This window comes from Microbacterium sp. zg-B96 (assembly GCF_030246865.1).
Classification (GTDB): Bacteria; Actinomycetota; Actinomycetes; order Actinomycetales; family Microbacteriaceae; genus Microbacterium.
The window spans coordinates 1,244,384-1,262,537 of record NZ_CP126738.1; the positions used below are offsets into that span (position 1 = coordinate 1,244,384).

The 18,154-nt window shown below is 69.9% G+C and carries 15 protein-coding genes; 10 read left to right on the forward strand and 5 right to left on the reverse strand.

Annotated features, from left to right (window positions below):
* The first annotated feature begins 108 nt into the window (after positions 1-108).
* A complete protein-coding gene (locus QNO11_RS05650) occupies positions 109-480 on the forward strand; it encodes a four-helix bundle copper-binding protein (RefSeq protein WP_257510059.1) in 372 nt (123 codons plus the stop codon).
* An 11-nt stretch (positions 481-491) separates the two neighbouring features.
* Here QNO11_RS05650 and QNO11_RS05655 read toward each other — a convergent pair whose 3' ends face one another.
* Positions 492-857, reverse strand: coding sequence for a hypothetical protein (locus QNO11_RS05655; RefSeq protein ID WP_257510058.1), 366 nt, complete (start codon positions 855-857; stop codon positions 492-494).
* Positions 858-1,025: 168 nt separating this feature from the next.
* Here QNO11_RS05655 and QNO11_RS05660 point away from each other — a divergent pair, with 168 nt between their 5' ends.
* From QNO11_RS05660 to QNO11_RS05670, 3 genes are all read left to right on the forward strand, one after another.
* The gene (locus QNO11_RS05660) at positions 1,026-1,520 is read left to right on the forward strand and encodes an FHA domain-containing protein (RefSeq protein WP_257510057.1); all 495 of its coding nucleotides are present in this window, start codon (positions 1,026-1,028) and stop codon (positions 1,518-1,520) included.
* The gene (gene ftsR / locus QNO11_RS05665; RefSeq protein ID WP_257510056.1) at positions 1,520-2,203 is read left to right on the forward strand and encodes a transcriptional regulator FtsR; all 684 of its coding nucleotides are present in this window, start codon (positions 1,520-1,522) and stop codon (positions 2,201-2,203) included. The genes QNO11_RS05660 and ftsR overlap by 1 nt, the downstream gene beginning before the upstream one ends.
* A 93-nt stretch (positions 2,204-2,296) precedes the next feature.
* Entirely contained in the window at positions 2,297-2,842 is a 546-nt protein-coding gene (locus QNO11_RS05670; protein ID WP_257510055.1) for a MerR family transcriptional regulator, read from the forward strand.
* 202 nt (positions 2,843-3,044) lie between these two features.
* Here QNO11_RS05670 and QNO11_RS05675 read toward each other — a convergent pair whose 3' ends face one another.
* The gene (locus tag QNO11_RS05675; protein ID WP_257510054.1) at positions 3,045-3,854 is read right to left on the reverse strand and encodes a ParA family protein; all 810 of its coding nucleotides are present in this window, start codon (positions 3,852-3,854) and stop codon (positions 3,045-3,047) included.
* 94 nt (positions 3,855-3,948) lie between these two features.
* Between QNO11_RS05675 and QNO11_RS05680 the strand changes: the two genes are divergently transcribed.
* Genes QNO11_RS05680 through def form a run of 3 tightly spaced genes read left to right on the forward strand, consistent with a single transcriptional unit; the run spans position 3,949 to position 9,484 of the window.
* Positions 3,949-7,356: a pyruvate carboxylase gene (locus QNO11_RS05680; protein ID WP_257510053.1), complete on the forward strand. Its 3,408-nt coding sequence runs from the start codon at positions 3,949-3,951 to the stop codon at positions 7,354-7,356.
* A 50-nt stretch (positions 7,357-7,406) separates the two neighbouring features.
* On the forward strand, positions 7,407-8,993 hold the full coding sequence (locus QNO11_RS05685) for a MinD/ParA family ATP-binding protein (protein ID WP_308211218.1): 1,587 nt from the start codon (positions 7,407-7,409) through the stop codon (positions 8,991-8,993).
* On the forward strand, positions 8,993-9,484 hold the full coding sequence (gene def, locus QNO11_RS05690) for a peptide deformylase (RefSeq protein ID WP_257510052.1): 492 nt from the start codon (positions 8,993-8,995) through the stop codon (positions 9,482-9,484). The genes QNO11_RS05685 and def overlap by 1 nt, the downstream gene beginning before the upstream one ends.
* 134 nt (positions 9,485-9,618) lie before the next feature.
* On the opposite strand, the gene QNO11_RS05695 is transcribed toward def, so the two are convergent.
* Entirely contained in the window at positions 9,619-11,445 is a 1,827-nt protein-coding gene (locus QNO11_RS05695; RefSeq protein WP_257510051.1) for an AMP-dependent synthetase/ligase, read from the reverse strand.
* Between the two features lie 148 nt (positions 11,446-11,593).
* On the opposite strand from QNO11_RS05695, the gene QNO11_RS05700 reads away from it, so the two are divergent.
* Genes QNO11_RS05700 through QNO11_RS05710 form a run of 3 tightly spaced genes read left to right on the forward strand, consistent with a single transcriptional unit; the run spans position 11,594 to position 14,612 of the window.
* The gene (locus tag QNO11_RS05700) at positions 11,594-12,529 is read left to right on the forward strand and encodes an ROK family glucokinase (RefSeq protein WP_257510050.1); all 936 of its coding nucleotides are present in this window, start codon (positions 11,594-11,596) and stop codon (positions 12,527-12,529) included.
* Positions 12,530-12,531: 2 nt separating this feature from the next.
* Positions 12,532-13,215 (forward strand): lysophospholipid acyltransferase family protein, encoded by a 684-nt coding sequence (locus QNO11_RS05705; protein WP_257510049.1) that lies wholly within the window; start codon positions 12,532-12,534, stop codon positions 13,213-13,215.
* Positions 13,216-13,274: 59 nt separating this feature from the next.
* Positions 13,275-14,612: a class II 3-deoxy-7-phosphoheptulonate synthase gene (locus tag QNO11_RS05710; protein WP_257510048.1), complete on the forward strand. Its 1,338-nt coding sequence runs from the start codon at positions 13,275-13,277 to the stop codon at positions 14,610-14,612.
* A 245-nt stretch (positions 14,613-14,857) separates the two neighbouring features.
* Here QNO11_RS05710 and pknB read toward each other — a convergent pair whose 3' ends face one another.
* Together pknB and QNO11_RS05720 are read right to left on the reverse strand one after the other, a co-directional pair.
* Complete coding sequence (gene pknB / locus QNO11_RS05715; protein ID WP_257510047.1) at positions 14,858-16,798, reverse strand: Stk1 family PASTA domain-containing Ser/Thr kinase; 1,941 nt, start codon at positions 16,796-16,798, stop codon at positions 14,858-14,860.
* Positions 16,799-16,867: 69 nt separating this feature from the next.
* Entirely contained in the window at positions 16,868-18,076 is a 1,209-nt protein-coding gene (locus QNO11_RS05720; protein WP_257510046.1) for a LysM peptidoglycan-binding domain-containing protein, read from the reverse strand.
* Between the last annotated feature and the right edge of the window lie 78 nt (positions 18,077-18,154).

Consider the following 18,154-nt stretch of genomic DNA (forward strand, 5'->3'; position numbering starts at 1 on the left):
GGGGTATCGCGCGACCAGCGGCCGTCCTACCATGACGGCAGGCGGGTCACCTGCCCGCTCGACTCGGATGAAGAGAGGTGCGGGATGGACGCCAGAATGATGGATGCCATGTCCCAGGACATGATGTCGATGCCCGGCATGGAAACGATGGACATGTCGCTGATGCAGGCGTGTCTGGATGCGTGCGCGGCCTGTGAGCAGGCTTGCACGGTCTGCTCGATGCAGATGATGGACTGTGCGCCGTTCTCGATGAACTGCGCCGACATGTGCAACACGATGATGCGCTCGATGCTGCGCATGCAGGGGATGACCCCCGCGGCGATGATGGCGATGCTGGATGCCTGTATCGCGATGTGCCTGGCAACCGAGGACATGTGCCTGCCTCACGCCGAGACGAGCGAAGTCTGCAAGATGTGCGCACAGTCGTGCCGTGCGTGCGCCGACGCCTGCCAGGCCATGAAGGAGTCGATGGCCGTCTGAGTCGAGCGGGGTTACGCCGCGTCTGCGTCGAGTGCGGCGATGTTGAACCAGCGCGTGCCGACGGCGAGCACGTGGTAGCGCCGGTGCACCGCGACCGGGGTGCCGGCGGGAGCGACGTGGGCCGCGCCCGCACCGCTCCACACCTGCAGTGACTCGCCGTCGGTGACGGTGTGCACGGTCAGCGTGCCGGCTGCGGCATCCGCGTCCGTCACGATCGCGTCTGCCCACTCCAGGGGCGTGGCCGAGGCCAGCCGGGCCTGGATGAGGTGCACCGCATGGCCCGGCGCGAACACCGAGCAGGACTGACCGTGGACGCACATGCAGACGGCCTGGTCGCGCACCTCGAGGGGCTGACTGCGGCTGCTGTGGATCGACACGGGGGAGTCCTTTCGCGGTTGGTCAGGCTACGGTACGTCTCAGCGCCCGTTCACGGCACCCGACGTGACACATGACGAAACACGGGCGGCACCCGGTGGGAGCGAAGTCGCCAATCCGCAGTCGCGTGGGGCGGCGCATCCACTAGGCTGAACAGGAGAGGAGGCAGCGTGGACGAGAACAGCCGGCGAGAGCACGGAAGCATCCATCGCGACGCGGGGGATGCGCATACGCCTGCGGGCGGATCCGACACGACGCAGACTTTCGGGCACGATTCCGACCTCTCCTTCATCCCCTTCGGCAGTGACCTGACCGAGGCGGAGCTTGAGGCCATCGCCTCGCTCCCGTCGCGGTCCGCACTGCTCATGGTGCGTTCGGGCCCCACCGCCGGTGCGCGGTACCTGCTCGACAACGATGTCGCCACGATCGGCCGGCATCCTGAAGCCGACATCTTCTTCGACGACGTCACCGTCTCGCGTCGTCACGCCGAGGTCACTCGCACCGGTCTGGTGTTCGAGATCGTCGACCAGCGCTCGCTGAACGGGACGTACGTGAACGGCGAGCGGGTCGACCGCGCCGTGCTCACTGATGGTGCCGAAGTGCGGATCGGAAAGTTCCGACTCAACTACTTCGTCTCGCCGATTGACCGCGCGGCAGGGGATTGATGGCGCAGGTCGCACCCCGCGGGCGTTCCACGCCGGCGGGCTATCTCAGCATCGGTCAGGTCCTTGCGCGACTGGCCCCCGAATTCCCCTCACTGACCAGCAGCAAGCTGCGCTTCCTTGAGGTGCAGGGCATCGTCACGCCCACCCGCACCGAGTCGGGGTACCGCAAGTTCTCTGGCGGCGACCTCGAACGGCTGCGCCTGGCACTGTCGCTCCAGCGCGACCACTACATGCCGCTGCAGCGCATCCGCGAGGTTCTCGACGAGCGCGACGCCGGCCACGACATCGGTGCGCTCATGCCGCCGTCGATCACGTCGACGCCGCGCCGGTACCGTCGCGACGAGCTCATCCTCGCCGCCGGTGCCGAGTCGAGCCTGCTCGGGGACGCGATCACGGCGGGCCTGCTCGCCGGCGCGGACTCGTACGACGAGCGGGCGCTGACCCTGCTGCGCGCGCTCGCGGGACTTGCCGAACACGGCATCCAGCCCCGTCACCTGCGTTCGCTGCGCCAGAGCGCCGAACGTGATGTCGCGCTCGTGGAGACCGCCCTGGCCCCGATGCTGCGACGAACGGATGCCACCGCGCGCGCCCGCGCCGGCGAACTGGCACCCGAACTCGTGCGACGACTGGACGAGTTGCGCACCGCATTCGTGCTGACGGCGCTCGAGAGAATCACCCCGTAGCGCGACACGCCGCCGCCCATACGCGGATGTCATTGCCGCTGCCCGATTGCTCATCTAGCGTTGACGTACTGCCCGAACAGTGAGGAGGTGAGCATGACCGCTGGCGACTTGGCCGACGGCCAGCCCTTCTCAGCTGACCTCCTGTTCACCGATGGCCTGCCCCAGATGGACGATGAAGTCGGTTACCGTGGCGCCCAGGCGGCGCGCGCAGCAGGCATCACGTACCGTCAGCTGGACTATTGGGCGCGCACCGAGCTGGTCGAGCCGACCGTGCGCGGCGCCTCCGGATCCGGTTCGCAGCGCCTCTACGGCTTCCGCGACATCCTCGTGCTCAAGCTCGTCAAGCGGCTGTTGGACACCGGCATCTCGCTGCAGCAGATCCGTACCGCGGTCGACCAGTTGCGAGCAGCGGGCATCCGCGATCTCGCCGGGACGACGCTGATGAGCGACGGTGCCTCGGTGTACCTGTGTACGTCGAACGACGAGGTCATCGATCTGGTCAGCCGCGGACAGGGCGTCTTCGGCATCGCCGTGGGCAAGGTGCTTCGCGAGGTGGAGTCGACGCTCGTGGACTTCGACGGGCAGTCGCCGGACCCGGTGGACGAGCTCGCCGCGCGCCGCTCCCAGCGCACCGCCTGACCCGCGAGTGAGTATTCCTGCTCGCGAGTGAGTATTCGTGCCCTCGAGTGAGTATTCGTGCTCGCGAGTGAGTACTCGTGCCCTCGAGTGAGTACTCGCGACGGTGGACGGATGCCGGGTCGGACCGTCCAGCGGTGCAGCGAATACTCACTCGGCAGCGTGAATACTCACTCGGCAGCGTGAATACTCACTCGGCAGTGGGTCAGGCGCGGGCTTCGGCGGGGTCGGGGATCCGGCCGGTGCGCATCACGCGGTCCAGCAGCGCGTCGAAGTCGGCGGCGAGCTCCTGCGCGGAATCGCCCGGCCAGATGTGCAGCGGCTTCGCGGCACCCTGCGCCTGCTGCAGCGACGTGCGCTCCGGCAGCTGCGGCGACAGCACGAGCGGGCCGAACATGTCGCGCAGTTCCTTGATGCGGAACTGGTGCTCGATCGACTGCGGGCGCACCCGGTTCACGACGATGCCCAGTGGCTGCAGGCGCGGGGACAACCCGCGGCGGATCTCCTCGATCGCACGCAGCGCGCGGTCGGCGGCGGCGACGGAGAACAGTCCAGGCTCGGTCACGACGATCACACGGTCCGATGCCGCCCACGCGGTGCGCGTGAGGGCATTCAGCGACGGCGCGCAGTCGATCAGCACGAGGTCGTAGTCGGGCTCGATCGTCGCGAGTGCCTCTTCGAGCTTCCAGACGTCGCGCACACTCGGGTGCGGGCCGTCGAAGTTGATCGCCGAGGGGCTACCGATCATCACGTCGATCGTGCCGGGGTGCACCTTCGCCCAGCCGCTGGAGGTGATCGCCTGACGGACGACCTTCTCCTTCGGGTTGGCCAGCACATCGGCGACGTTCAGCCGGCCGGCCACCTGGATGTCCATCCCCGTCGACACGTCGGACTGCGGGTCGAGATCGACGACGAGGGTTCGAACACCGCGAGCGAACGCAGCGGATGCGAGCCCCAGTGTGACCGTCGTCTTGCCGACCCCGCCCTTGAGTGAGCTGACGGAGAGTACGTGCACAGAGGTCTACGTTACCGTCCCCTAGGCTGGGAGCACACTCAGGCACTTCGGGCGTACGACGACGCACGCTCCGGTCATCCCACGTGAGGTGAGCATGTTCCGCAAAATCCTGGTCGCGAACCGCGGCGAGATCGCTATTCGAGCCTTCCGCGCCGCCTTCGAACTCGGCGCCCGAACGGTCGCGGTCTTCCCCTACGAGGACCGGTATTCGCTTCATCGGCTGAAGGCCGATGAAGCCTACCGCATCGGCGAAGAGGGCCACCCGGTGCGCGCCTACCTCGATGTCGACGAGATCATCCGCGTGGCCACCGAGAGCGGGGCGGATGCCATTTACCCCGGCTACGGCTTCCTCTCGGAGAACCCGGAGCTTGCGGCAAGGGCGGCGGCGGCCGGCATCGCGTTCATCGGCCCTCCCGCGAAGGTGCTGGAGATGGCCGGCAACAAGGTCACCGCCAAGCACCACGCGATCGCCGCCGGCGTGCCGGTGCTGCGCTCGACCGAGGCATCCGATGACATCGACGCGCTCGTCGCGCAGGCCGAGGACATCGGCTTCCCGCTCTTCGCCAAGGCGGTCGCCGGCGGCGGCGGCCGCGGGATGCGCCGCGTCGACCGGGCCGAAGAGCTCGCGCCGTCACTGGCCGAGGCGATGCGCGAAGCGGGGAGTGCGTTCGGAGACTCGCGCATGTTCCTCGAGCAGGCGGTCCTGCGGCCTCGGCACGTCGAAGTGCAGATCCTCGCCGACACCGCTGGCCACACCGTGCACCTGTTCGAGCGTGACTGCTCGGTGCAGCGCCGCCACCAGAAGGTCATCGAGATCGCCCCTGCGCCGAACCTCGACGACGACACCCGCGATGCGCTGCACCGCTACGCAGTCGCGTTCGCCGAGTCCATCGGCTACCAGAACGCCGGCACCGTGGAGTTCCTCCTCGAAACCGCCGGCCCCCGCACCGGCGAAGTGGTGTTCATCGAGATGAACCCGCGCATCCAGGTGGAGCACACCGTGACCGAGGAGGTCACCGACGTCGACCTCGTGCAGTCGCAGATGCGCATCGCCGCGGGGGAGACCCTGGAGGAGCTCGGGCTTCGCCAGGAGGACATCCACCTGCGCGGCGCCGCCCTGCAGTGCCGCATCACCACCGAGGACCCGTCGCAGGGCTTCCGGCCCGACACGGGCAAGATCACCACCTACCGCTCGCCCGGTGGTGCCGGCATCCGCCTCGACGGCGGCACGACCGCCGCCGGCTCGCAGATCAGCCCGCACTTCGACTCGATGCTCGCCAAGCTCACCTGCCGTGGCCGCGACTTCCAAGCCGCCGTGGTGCGCTCCCGCCGCGCACTGGCCGAGTTCCGCATCCGCGGCGTATCCACCAACATCCCGTTCCTGCAGAGCGTGCTGGAGGACCCGGCGTTCGTCGCGGGTGACCTGTCCACCGCGTTCATCGACGAGCGGCCGCACCTGGCCAACGGGCGCGAGTCGAAGGACCGCGGCTCGAAGATCCTCGGCTGGCTCGCCGACACCACCGTCAACCGGCCCAACGGCTCCAACCCGCTGACGGTCGACCCGGCATCCAAGCTCCCCACCGTCGATCTCACCGCCCCCGCTCCCGCCGGCTCGCGGCAGCGCCTGCAGGAGCTCGGCCCGGCCGGTTTCGCCAAGTCCCTCCGCGAACAGACGGCCCTCGCCGTCACCGAGACGACCTTCCGCGACGCCCACCAGTCGCTGCTGGCCACCCGCGTGCGCACGAAGGACCTCGTCACCGTGGCCCCCTACGTCGCGCGGCTCACCCCGCAGCTGCTGTCGGTCGAGGCCTGGGGCGGCGCCACCTACGACGTCGCGCTGCGCTTCCTCGGTGAGGACCCGTGGGAACGCCTCGATGCGCTGCGCACTTCACTGCCGAACGTGGCGATCCAGATGCTGCTGCGCGGCCGCAACACCGTGGGCTACACGCCGTACCCGACGCAGGTGACCGATGCCTTCGTCCGCGAGGCCGCGGCATCCGGCGTCGACATCTTCCGCATCTTCGACGCGCTCAACGACGTGTCCCAGATGCGCCCGGCCATCGACGCGGTGCTGGCCAGCGGCACCGCCGTGGCCGAAGTGGCCGTCTGCTACACCGGCGACCTGCTCAACCCGGCCGAGGACCTCTACACGCTCGACTACTACCTGCGCCTGGCTGAGCAGATCGTGGATGCCGGGGCGCACGTGCTGGCCATCAAGGACATGGCCGGGTTGCTCCGCCCTGCCGCCGCCGGCCGTCTGGTCTCGGCGCTGCGCGACCGGTTCGACCTGCCGGTGCACGTGCACACGCACGACACCGCCGGCGGACAGCTCGCGACGCTGCTGGCTGCCAGCGCCGCCGGGGCGGATGCCGTGGATGCCGCGGCCGCCCCCATGTCCGGCACGACCAGCCAGCCGTCGCTGTCCGCCCTGGTCGCGGCGCTCGCGAACACCGACCGCGACACCGGGCTCGACCTTGACGCCGTCTCCGACCTCGAGCCCTACTGGGAGGCGGTGCGCGCCCTGTACCGTCCGTTCGAGTCGGGTCTGCCCGGCCCCACCGGCCGCGTCTACCGGCACGAGATCCCGGGCGGACAGCTGTCGAACCTGCGCCAGCAGGCGATCGCGCTGGGGCTGGCGGACGACTTCGAGCTGATCGAGGACATGTACGCCGCAGCGGATGCCATCCTCGGCCGCGTGCCCAAGGTGACGCCGTCGTCGAAGGTGGTCGGCGACCTCGCACTGCACCTGGCGGCGGTCAAGGCCGACCCGGCCGACTTCGCCGAGAACCCGCACAAATACGACGTGCCCGACTCGGTGGTCGGCTTCATGGCAGGCGAGCTGGGGGATCTCCCCGGCGGCTGGCCGGAGCCGTTCCGCACCAAGGTGCTGGCCGGCCGCGAAGTGCGGGAGGGAATGACCGAACTCTCCGACGAGGATGCCGCGGCGCTCGACGGCGACTCCACCACCCGCCGGGGCACGTTGAATGAGCTGCTGTTCCCCGCTCCCACCCGGGCGTTCCAGGAGGTGCGCGACACCTACGGCGACCTCAGCGTGCTGGACACCGTCGACTACCTCTACGGCCTCGCGTCGGGTACCGAGCACGTCGTGGAGATCGAGCGGGGCGTGCAGCTGTACGTGGGGCTCGAGGCGATCGGCGAGGCCGACGACAAGGGCATGCGCACCGTCATGACCACACTCAACGGTCAGCTGCGGCCGGTGTTCGTGCGCGACCGCGCGATCGATGTCGCCCACCGTCAGGCGGAGAAGGCAGACACGTCCAAGCCCGGTCAGGTGGCGGCTCCCTTCTCCGGAGTCGCGACGATCAAGGTCGAGGTGGGCGACACCGTCGCAGCCGGTCAGCCGGTCGCCTCGATCGAGGCGATGAAGATGGAAGCGGCGATCACCTCACCCGTCGACGGCGTCGTGGAGCGACTGGCGGTCACCGGGACGCAACAGGTGGAGGCAGGGGACCTTTTGGCCGTCGTGCGCCCCTCCGAGTAACCTGGAGGGATGGGTGCCCAGGCACCCATCCCGAACTTGGAGTGAGAGCTGTGACGCCCGAGCGCAACGAACCGACGCACGACGAGCCCGAGAACGGCATGCTCGCCGACGGCGGAAGCCTCGACACGACCGGGATCGGCATCCTCGGTGGTGCCACCGCTCAGGTCGACGTGACGCTGCCGATGGCTTCCGACGAAGATGACGACGCGCACGATGAGGCCGTCGATGACGGCTTCCCCGCGGAGGGCTTCGTGCCGGTCGGGTTCGGCGCCGCCACCACAGACGGCGTCGAGGTCGTCGCGGCCGAGGACGTGACCGTCGATGACGAGCCCACCGACGCCCACCACGCCGGCGAGGAGCTGGCCGACGACGAGGAGCTCGCCGAGGAAGTCGGCGACCCGGCGGCGGACCACGAGCCGGTGGCGGATGCCGCGGCGAGCGTGCCCGCCTCGCACGCCGGGCCGACACCCGCGCTGACTCGGGACGCCCCTGCGGCCGCCCCGGAGCAGCCCGCATCCGCACCTGCGCCCGCGCCGACCCCCGCACCGACCCCCGCGACCGACGTCGCGCTCGCGGGCACGAGCCGCACGGCATCCGTCGCCGCAGACCTGCACCCCCGCGCCGCCGGGCGGGTGCGCGCACGCACCGGCGAACTGGCCCCGCGCCGGCTCGGCGAGTTCGAGTCGGGCCGGGAATCGGCCGATCTGCTCACCGCGGACCGCCTGCTCGACCCGCACCACGTCATCAAGCCCGAGCCCGAGGGCGCGTGGCGGCACTTCCTGTATTCGATCTCCGGCCATCGCATCAACCTCGGCGACGGCCGCCGCGCCCGTGCTCGCAAGGCACTCGATCGGCGCATCGCGGCGCGGCTGCACGGTGGCGCGAAGTTCGTCCCGGTGCTCTCGCGCAAGGGCGGGGTCGGCAAGACCACCATCACGACGCTGCTGGGCATGGCGCTGGCCGACGCGCGCGATGACCGCATCATCGCCGTGGACGCCAACCCCGACCGCGGCACCCTCGCCGAGCGCATCGGGAACCCCAGCGGCAAGACGGTGCGGGACCTCGTGCGCCGCCGCGGCGAGATCTCCGGCTACCACGACCTGTCGGCCATCGTCGCGCGCGACGAGACGCGGCTGGACGTGCTGGCCTCCGACGCCGACCCCCACGTGTCGCAGGAATTCAGTGACGAGGACTACCACGAGGTCGCGCAGTTCGCGGGGCACTACTACTCGGTCGTGCTCACCGACACCGGCACCGGCATCGTTCACTCCGTGATGGGGGCGACCCTGGATCTCGCCGACGAGTTGATCGTGGTCACCGGGCTGAGCGTGGACGAGGCCCGGCTGGCATCCGAAACCCTCACCTGGCTGGAATCCAACGGCTACGCCGACAAGGCGCGCGGTGCCGTGGTGGTGCTCAACGCGAGCCGCCCCGGCGCACCGCTGGTGCGCGCCGACGAGCTCGAGGCGCACTTCAAGACGCGCGTGCGTGCCGTCGTGCGCATGCCGTACGACCCGCTCATCGCCGCTGGCAGCGCGATCTCGTTCCGTGAGCTGCAGCCTGCGACGCGCCAGGCGGCGCGGGAACTGGCCGCCATCGTCGTCGAGGGTCTGCGCGACGGGGCACCGGCCGCCTGATGAGCGTCCGCGACATCCGCCTGTTCGGCGACCCCGTGCTGCGGTCGGCGTGTGCGCCGATCAACGACATCGACGACGGCGTGCGCGCGCTGGTGCGTGATCTGCTCGAGACGGTCGCGCTGCCCGGCCGCGCCGGCGTGGCGGCGAACCAGATCGGCGTGGGCCTGCGCGCCTTCAGCTACAACATCGACGGCGACATCGGGTACATCCTCAATCCGACGCTGGTGGAGGTCTCCGGAGACCCGGTGCCGATGGGGGAGGGATGCCTGTCGGTTCCCGGCCTCTGGCATGACGCCATCCGGCATCCGCACGCGAAGGTCGTCGGCATAGACCTGGACGGCAACGAGCTGGTACTCGAGGGCGACGGGCTGCTCGCCCAGGCGCTGCAGCACGAGACCGATCACCTCGACGGCAAGCTCTTCCTTGACCGGCTCACCCCCGAGGACCGCCGCACCGCGATGCGCGAGGTCCGCGAGTCCGCGTGGTTCTGACCCCAACCGCTGAGACCGTAGCTGGTGGCCGAGACCGTGGTCGTTTCCCACTGTCTCGGCCACCAGCTGCGGTTTCACCGTGCGGATGCACGAAGGCCCGGAGCATCAGCTCCGGGCCTTCGTGGCGTCGCGGGTCAGCCCAGCGGGACGTTCGTCGTGGCGACGGGGACGCTGTAGAGCTCCTCGACGTCGGCGGCGAAGTCCTGCATGATCACGTTGCGCTTGATCGACAGCTTCGGGGTGAGGTGGCCGCTGGCTTCGGTCCACTCCGAGGTGAGGATCGTGAACTTGCGGATCGACTCCGCGCGCGAGACCTGTGAATTCGCGACGTCGACGGCCTTCTGCACCTCGGCGCGCACCTTCGGGTCCTTCGCGGCATCCGTCAGCGACAGGTCGGCGGGCAGATTGTTGTTCGCCAGCCACGTGGGCAGCATCTCCGCGTCCAGCGTGACCAGCGCGGCGATGAACGGCTTCTGATCACCTACGACGACCACCTGCCCGATGATCGGGTTCGCGCGGATGGGGTCCTCCAGCGCCGCCGGTGCGACGTTCTTGCCGCCGGCGGTGACGAGGATCTCCTTCTTGCGGCCGGTGATCGTGAGGAAGCCGTCGTCGTCGAACGAGCCGATGTCGCCGGTCTTGAACCAGCCGTCGTCGAACGCTTCCGCGGTCGCCTCGGGGTTGCGCCAGTACTCCTTGAAGACGTTGATGCCGCGCACGGCGATCTCGCCGTCTTCGCTGAGACGGACGCCGACTCCCGGCAGCACCGGGCCCACCGTGCCGATCTTCGACTTGTTCGCCAGGTTCACCGTCGCCGGAGCAGTCGTCTCGGTGAGGCCGTAGCCTTCGAGGATCGTCACACCCAGGCTGTGGAAGAAGTGGCCCAGTCGGTGCCCCAGCGGAGCGGAGCCCGAGACGGCGTAGACCACGCGGCCGCCCATGGCGGTGCGCAGCTTGCCGTAGACGAGCTTGTCGAATACGCGGAACTTGACCTTCAGGCCCAGCGGCACCTTCTTGCCGTCCTGCAGCAGCGACGAGTGCTCCACCGCTGCCTTGGCGGCGGCGCGGAAGATCTTGCCCTTGCCGCCGGCTTCGGCCTTCTGCTCGGCGGAGTTGTAGACCTTCTCGAACACGCGGGGCACGGCCAGCAGGAACGTGGGCTTGAAGCTGCCCAGCGCGCTGAGCAGCTGCCGCGTGTCGGGCTCGTGGCCGGTCTTCACACCGGCGTGCACGTTGAGGATCGAGATGAACCGCGCGAACACGTGCGCGGTGGTGATGAACAGCAGCGTCGAGGCCCCCGGGGAGGAGACGACCTCCTGCAGCGCCTTGGCGGAGTTGCGGGTGAGCTCGACGAAGTTGCTGTGCGTGAGCACGCACCCCTTCGGGCGTCCGGTCGAGCCGGACGTGTAGATGAGGGTGGCGATGTCGGCGCCGTTGGCGAGGTTCCGGCGGCGCTGGATCTCCTCGTCGGGCACCGGCACGCCCTCGGTGCGCAGGGTGTCCAGGTCGCCGGCCGCGATCGACCAGGTGCTGCGCACCAGCGGCAGCTGGCCCTGCACCTCGGCGAGGCGCGCGACATGCTCCTCGGACTCGACGATGCACGCGATCGCGCCGGAGTCGGTGAGGTTCCACTGGATCTGCGCGGGGGAGCTGGTCTCGTAGATCGGCACCATGACAGCGCCGGTATAGAACAGCGCGAAGTCGACGAGCGTCCACGCGTACGTGGTGCGTGCGAGGAAGCCCACCTTGTCGCCGGGCTCGATGCCCGCGGAGACGAAGCCCTTCGCCAGGCGGATGACCTCGCGCTCGAACTCGATGGCGGTGATGTCGCGCCAGCCGCCGTTCTCGGGCACCGCGAACAGGGCGAGATCGGGGGTGGCCTTGACTCGCTCGGCGAGCAGATCGCTGATGTTGGCCTGCGGATCGGCGGGGACGATCGCGGGTACTTCGAATTGAACCACGGCAACTCCTTTGTGTACCGGTCGGGAAATCGGGTTATTGCGTCGAAACCGAGTGTAATGGCACGGCGCCGGTGCCCCGGTGGTCTGGTGCCCGTCGCACTAGACTTTCAGGCGGCCCTGCGCGTCGCAGCGGCGGGAGGGATGCCGCGTGCTCAAGGTCGGGATCGACATCGGTGGAACGAAGATCGCCGGGGGCGTCGTCGATGACGACGGTACGGTGATCGAGCAGCTGCGGGTGGACACCCCCCTGGACACCGAGGCACTTGCCGATGCCGTCTCCGACATGGCGCACCACTTCGCGCAGACCCACGATGTGGTCGCGGTCGGCGTCGCCGCCGCCGGGTTCATCGACAAGTCGCGCTCGGTGGTCATCCACGCTCCCAACATCGCGTGGCGCAACGAACCGCTGCGCGCGAACCTGGAGCGACGCATCGGCCGGCCGGTGACGATCGAGAACGACGCCAACGCCGCCGGCTGGGGCGAGTACCGCTTCGGCGCGGGCCGCGGCGTCGGCGACATGGTCATGCTGACCCTCGGCACCGGCGTGGGCGGTGCGATCATCACGGCGGGCGAACTGGCTCACGGCGGCCACGGCATCGCCGGCGAGCTCGGGCACACCCGCTTCATGCGCGACGGGCGGCTGTGCGGCTGCGGCCAGAGCGGATGCCTCGAGCAGTATGCATCCGGTCGGGCGCTGCAGCGCGAAGCCGGCGACATCGCCGACCGCGGTGGCATCGGCGCGGCGCTGGCGCAGGTCCGTGCCGAGAAGGGCGCGATCCCTGGTCCGGCGATCTCCCGCCTGATCCTCGCCGGTGACCCCGGTGCGATCGAGGCCCTCCGTCGCGTCGCGACCGCGCTGGGTGAGTCGTGCGGCGGCTTCCAGGCGGTGCTCGATCCGGAGGTGTTCGTCATCGGCGGGGGAGTGGCGCAACTGGGCGAGACGCTGCTCGAGCCGGTGCGCATCGCGTACGAGACGTCACTGCCCGGGTACGGCGACCGGCCCGTCGCCGACTTCGTCATCGCCCAACTCGGCAACGATGCCGGCATGATCGGCGTCGCCGACCTCGCGGGGCGGAGCGTGTAGGGGTGTTCTACTGGCTGATGAAGTACATCGTGGTCGGTCCGTTCGTCAAGGCGATCTTCCGGCCGTGGATCGTCGGGCGGGCGAACATCCCCGCCGAGGGGGCGGCGATCCTCGCCAGCAACCATCTCTCGGTGAGCGACTCGGTGTTCCTGCCGCTCATGATCGACCGGCGCATGTCCTTCCTCGCCAAGAGTGACTACTTCACCGGCAAGGGCATCAAGGGGTGGGCGACCCGGATGTTCATGAAGGGCACCGGTCAGATCCCCATCGACCGCACCGGAGGCAAGGCGTCCGAGGCATCCCTCAACACCGGACTGCAGGTGCTCGGCCGCGGCGACCTGCTGGGCGTCTACCCGGAGGGCACCCGCAGCCCTGACGGCAAGCTCTACCGGGGTCGCACGGGGCTTGCCCGCATGGCGCTGGAGGCGCACGTCCCGGTCGTGCCCGTCGTGATGGTCGACACCGACACGGTCATGCCCATCGGGCGCAGCATCCCGCGTGTGGGGCGAGTGGGGATGGTGATCGGCGAGCCGCTGGATTTCTCCCGCTTCCGCGGGATGGAAAGCGATCGCTACGTGCTGCGGTCGGTGACCGACGAGATCATGGTCGCCCTGCAGCGGCTGGGCGAGCAGCGATACGACGATGTCTACGCCTCGACGGTGAAGGACCGCGCCGCCTCGTCCTGACCGCGCGTCGGGCGGTCACGCGGCGCCGGCGCCCTCGCCGCGCTCGGTAGACTGGCGGGATGCTCCAGCAGACCGACCCCCTCGACACGTGGCGTGGGTTGCCCATCAAGCAGCAGCCCCTATGGAACGATCCGGATGCCGTCGCCGCCGTCTCCAGCGAGATCGCGACGCTGCCCCCGCTCGTCTTCGCCGGTGAGGTCGACATCCTGCGGGAGCGGCTCGCCCGCGCCGCATCCGGCCAGGCCTTCCTGCTGCAGGGAGGCGACTGCGCCGAGACGTTTGCCGGTGCCACCGCGGAGCAGATCCGCAACCGCATCAAGACCGTGCTGCAGATGGCGGTCGTGCTCACGTACGGCGCGTCGATGCCGGTCGTGAAGATGGGCCGCATGGCGGGCCAGTTCGCCAAGCCGCGCTCCAGCGACACCGAGACGCGCGGCGACGTGACGCTGCCGGCGTACCGCGGCGACATCGTCAACGGCTACGACTTCACCGCCGGATCCCGCCAGCCCGACCCGCAGCGACTGCTGAAGGGTTACCACACCGCGGCATCCACCCTCAATCTCATCCGCGCGTTCACCCAGGGTGGCTTCGCCGACCTGCGTGAGGTGCACAGCTGGAACAAGGGGTTCGCCGCGACCCCCGCCAACCAGCGGTACGAGCGCATGGCGGGCGAGATCGACCGGGCCATCCGCTTCATGGAAGCCGCGGGCGCCGACTTCGACGAGCTGCGCCGCGTGGAGTTCTACACCGGCCACGAGGGCCTGCTGATGGACTACGAGCGGCCGATGACGCGCATCGACTCGCGCACCGGCACGCCGTACAACACCTCCGCGCACTTCGTGTGGATCGGGGAGCGAACGCGCGATCTGGACGGTGCGCACGTCGAGTACTTCTCGAAGATCCGCAACCCCATCGGGGTCAAGCTCGGACCGACGACCTCGACCGACACCGCGCTGAAACTCATCGACAAGCTCGACCCCGAGCGGGAGCCGGGACGCCTCACGTTCATCACGCGCATGGGTGCGGGCAAGATCCGCGACGCGCTGCCGCCGCTGCTTCAGGCCGTGAAGGACTCCGGCGCGACCCCGCTGTGGGTGACCGACCCGATGCACGGCAACGGCATCACGACCCCGACCGGGTACAAGACGCGTCGCTTCGACGACGTCGTGGACGAGGTGCGCGGGTTCTTCGACGCCCACCGCGCGGTGGGGACGTTCCCCGGCGGCATCCACGTCGAACTCACCGGCGACGACGTGACCGAGTGCCTGGGCGGGTCGGAGAAGATCGACGAGGCCACCCTCGCCACCCGCTACGAGTCGCTGTGCGACCCGCGCCTGAACCACATGCAGAGCCTCGAGCTGGCCTTCCTCGTCGCCGAGGAGCTCGCGAAGCTCTGAGCCGCTTCTGCCGCCCCCGCTGGCCTGTCGTCTATTCGTGACAGGGGAGCGGGGTGGGGGTTTGCCCGGGTGAGGGATCTGCCCGGGCGCGGTGCGTGTGCGGCATCCGGCCCTCGATTCGGCAGATGTCCTCACTCCGGCAACGCGCGGATGCCACGCCGCCCCGCCACGCGCCGCGGCGACTCACCCCAGGGCTCGCCTGTCACTTATCGGCGGCGGCGCCATTCGTGACAGGCGAGCGGCGGTCAGCCCGTGAGGTTCATCGTGAGGTCCACGCGCGTCCCGCGCGGGTACCACTCGCCGGCCCCGGGCGACATGTCGGTGACCTCGGTCAGCCCGTCCGGCACGGCGTTCCAGAACGCCTGGTAGCTGGGCTCGAACCCGGCATCGCGGAGCGTGCCGGCCGCGGCCTCGCGGGTCATTCCGGTGACGTCGGGGATCTCGAACAGCTCCGGGCCGTCCGAGACCACGAGGGTCACGGTGTCGCCGGGTCGCAGCGGACCGTCGGTGCCGGCGATGCCGATGACCCGGCCCTTGTCGATGTCACTGCTCCACTCGCCGATGGTGTCGGATGCCACGAGCAGCCCGACCTCGTCGAGCGTGCGCGTGGCCGACTCCACCGTGGTGTCGCTCACGTCCGGCACGGCGCCCGCCGACACCAGCAGGCTCGCGCTGTCATCGGCGTGCACCGTGCAGCCCGAAGTGCAGTCGATGGGATCCCCGCTGGCGCGTGGCGTGACGGATGCCGCGATGACCACGTCCCGCTCGACGTCGTCGCGGAATTCGCGCGCTGCTTCCTCCGGCACATTGACGATGTTCTGCTCGAGGTACTCGCGCGCCTGCGCCTCGGACATGCCGGCCAGCGCGTTGAGCGACACCTCGGCGGGGCCGAGGGAGACGAAGACAGTCACCGTCTCGTCCTGGTCGAGGCGGGAGCCCTCGGGGGGATCCGTGCGGATCACCTCTCCGGCGGGCACCTCGAGGTTGTTCTCGCCCTGCTCCACGGCCTGCAGGGTCAGCTCCGCCAGTTGCGCCTCGGCCTCGGCGAAGGAGAGCCCCGCCACGCCTGGCACGGCCACCTGCGACCCGGGACCTGACCCGAACCACCAACCCACGCCGGCGGCGAGTCCTGCCAGCAGCAGGACGGCGGCGATGATCCAGCCGCCCTTGGTGGCGTTGCGCTTGGTGCGGCGGCGCAGCCGCGTGGTGTTGTCGACCTCGGGGGTGACCGTGGGCGCCGTGAAGGCACCCGGCAGCACCTTCGTCACCTCGCCGGAGTCCATGCCGTCGTCCTCGGGCAGCACTCCCACCGGCGCGGTGCGCACGACCTGCGGGCTCACGCCCAGGTCGCGTTCGATCTCGCGCAGCCGGTCGAGCATCACCCGGGCGTCGTCGGGACGCTCGTCGGGATTGCGTTCGGTGGCCCACAGGACGAGTTCGTCCAGCGGCTCGGGCACTCCGGGGTTCTTGGCGCTGGGGCGCGGCACCGAGTCGGTGGCGTGCTGGTAGGCGATCTGCATCGGCTGCTCGCCCTTGTAGGGCTGCTCGCCGGTGAGCATCTCGTAGAGCATGATGCCGAGCGCATAGATGTCGCTGCGGGCGTCGGCGCTGCCGCGGGTGACCAGCTCCGGCGCGAGGTAGGCGATCGTGCCCAGCAGCATCTGGCCGGTCGCGGTGTTTGCCGTCGTGGCGCGGGCAAGGCCGAAGTCGCCGATCTTGATGCGACCGTCCTCGGCCAGCAGCACGTTCTCGGGCTTCACGTCGCGGTGCACGATGTGGGCGCGGTGAGCCGCAGCCAGCCCCGACAGGACGGCATCCATGATCGTGATGGTCTGCGGCACCGTCAGGCGGCGCTGCTCGCGCAGGAGCTCCCGCAGCGTGATGCCCGGCAGGTACTCCATGACGAGGTACGCCATGTCGCCGTCCTGGCCCTGGTCGAACACGTTCACCACGTGCGGGTCGGCCAGGCGGGCGGCCGCGCGGGCCTCCTGGATGAACCGGCTCTGGAAGATCGAATCGTCGGAAAGATGCCCGTGCATCACCTTCAGGGCGATGCGCCGCTCGAGGCGGAGATCGGTCGCGACGTACACCGTGGCCATGCCGCCACGGGCGATGCGAGCGCGCACGCGGTACCGGCCGTCGACCAGACGGCCGATCAGCGGGTCCGTCTGCTGGCTCGTGCTCACGCTGAGAGTCTACGGACGGTGCCGGTGCTCACCGCGTAGCGGCTCACCCCCGGCCGCCTCCGGTTGTGCTCAGTCCAGCGCCGCCAGCCACGCGTACGCCTCGTCTTCCCACTCGCCGTAGCGTTCGGGATAGGCCGAGACCTGCACGGCTTGAGCGGCGTCGCTGAAGCCGAGCGACTCCCACCCGGCGATATCGCGCAGGCCGCGGCTCGCGTCGCCGTTGGGGTCGCCCGCGCCGCCGAAGAACACGCGGGTCGCGCGGTCGAGGTCTCGGACCTGCTCCGCAGTGCCCCAGCCCTGGCTGGGCCGCTGCTGGAACACGCCCAGCGAATCGCGGTCGCCCCAATCCAGGTTGCGCAGCCACGATTCGACCATGCCGGTGGCCAGCGCGATCGCGATGCCGCGGTCCGAGATGCCCAGTTCCCGGCCGATGCGGATGATCGTGCGGGCGTTGTCGGCCTGCTCCGCGTCGAGCCCGGCGGTCGTGGCGGCGGGGATCGCGATGGACTGGCCGGGATAGATGATCGACGAGCGATCCATGCCGTTGGCGGCGAGGAGCGCATCCAAGGACACGCCGTGGGTCCCGGCGACGCCGGTCATCGTGTCGCCGGCGGCGATCTGGTAGGAACCGGCCGTGACGACCGGAGTCGGGGCGGGAGCTGCCGGGGCGACGGATGCCGCGAGCTCCATGCCCGCGCCGGGAAGGGCGATGCTCTGGCCCGGGTAGATGATCGACGACCGGTCCATCCCGTTGGCGGCCAGCAGCGCGTCGGTGGCCACGCCGTGACGCGACGCGATGGCGCTCATGGTGTCGCCCGCGGCGATCGTGTACGCCGCGGCGGGCGCCGGAGGCGCTGCAGCCGGGGGAGCGGCAGCGGGAGCGGCCGCGAGTTGGATCGTCTGGCCGGGCTGGATGACCGACGACCAGGAGAGGCCGTTCAGCGCGAGCACTTCGGCCACGCGCAGGCCGTGAGCGGCGGCGATCGCGCTGATCGTGTCACCGGGCTCCACGACGTGCGTCGTCGGCGGGGTGACGGATGCCGGCGCCACGTGCGTGGCGGCGCTCCTGCCCTGCTGTGCGGTCGGCTGCATGCCTGCCGCGCCGCGCTGCGGCTCGGCGGCGTGCGCTGCCGGCGCGGATGCCAGCAGCAGCGCCACCGAACCGGCCACGGCGGCCGGCCAGTTCTTTGCGAACGATGTTGCGGACCTCGGCCTGGAGGCGGGCGCGAGGGTGTGTGCGGCGGCTCGTGCCGTCGCGAATGCGTGGGGTGATCGCATGTCGGGTGCCTCCTTTCGACCCCGTCACGCTGTCACGGAAGTGGGACAGGCGTCAACGGAAGAGGCGTAAGTGGCGTG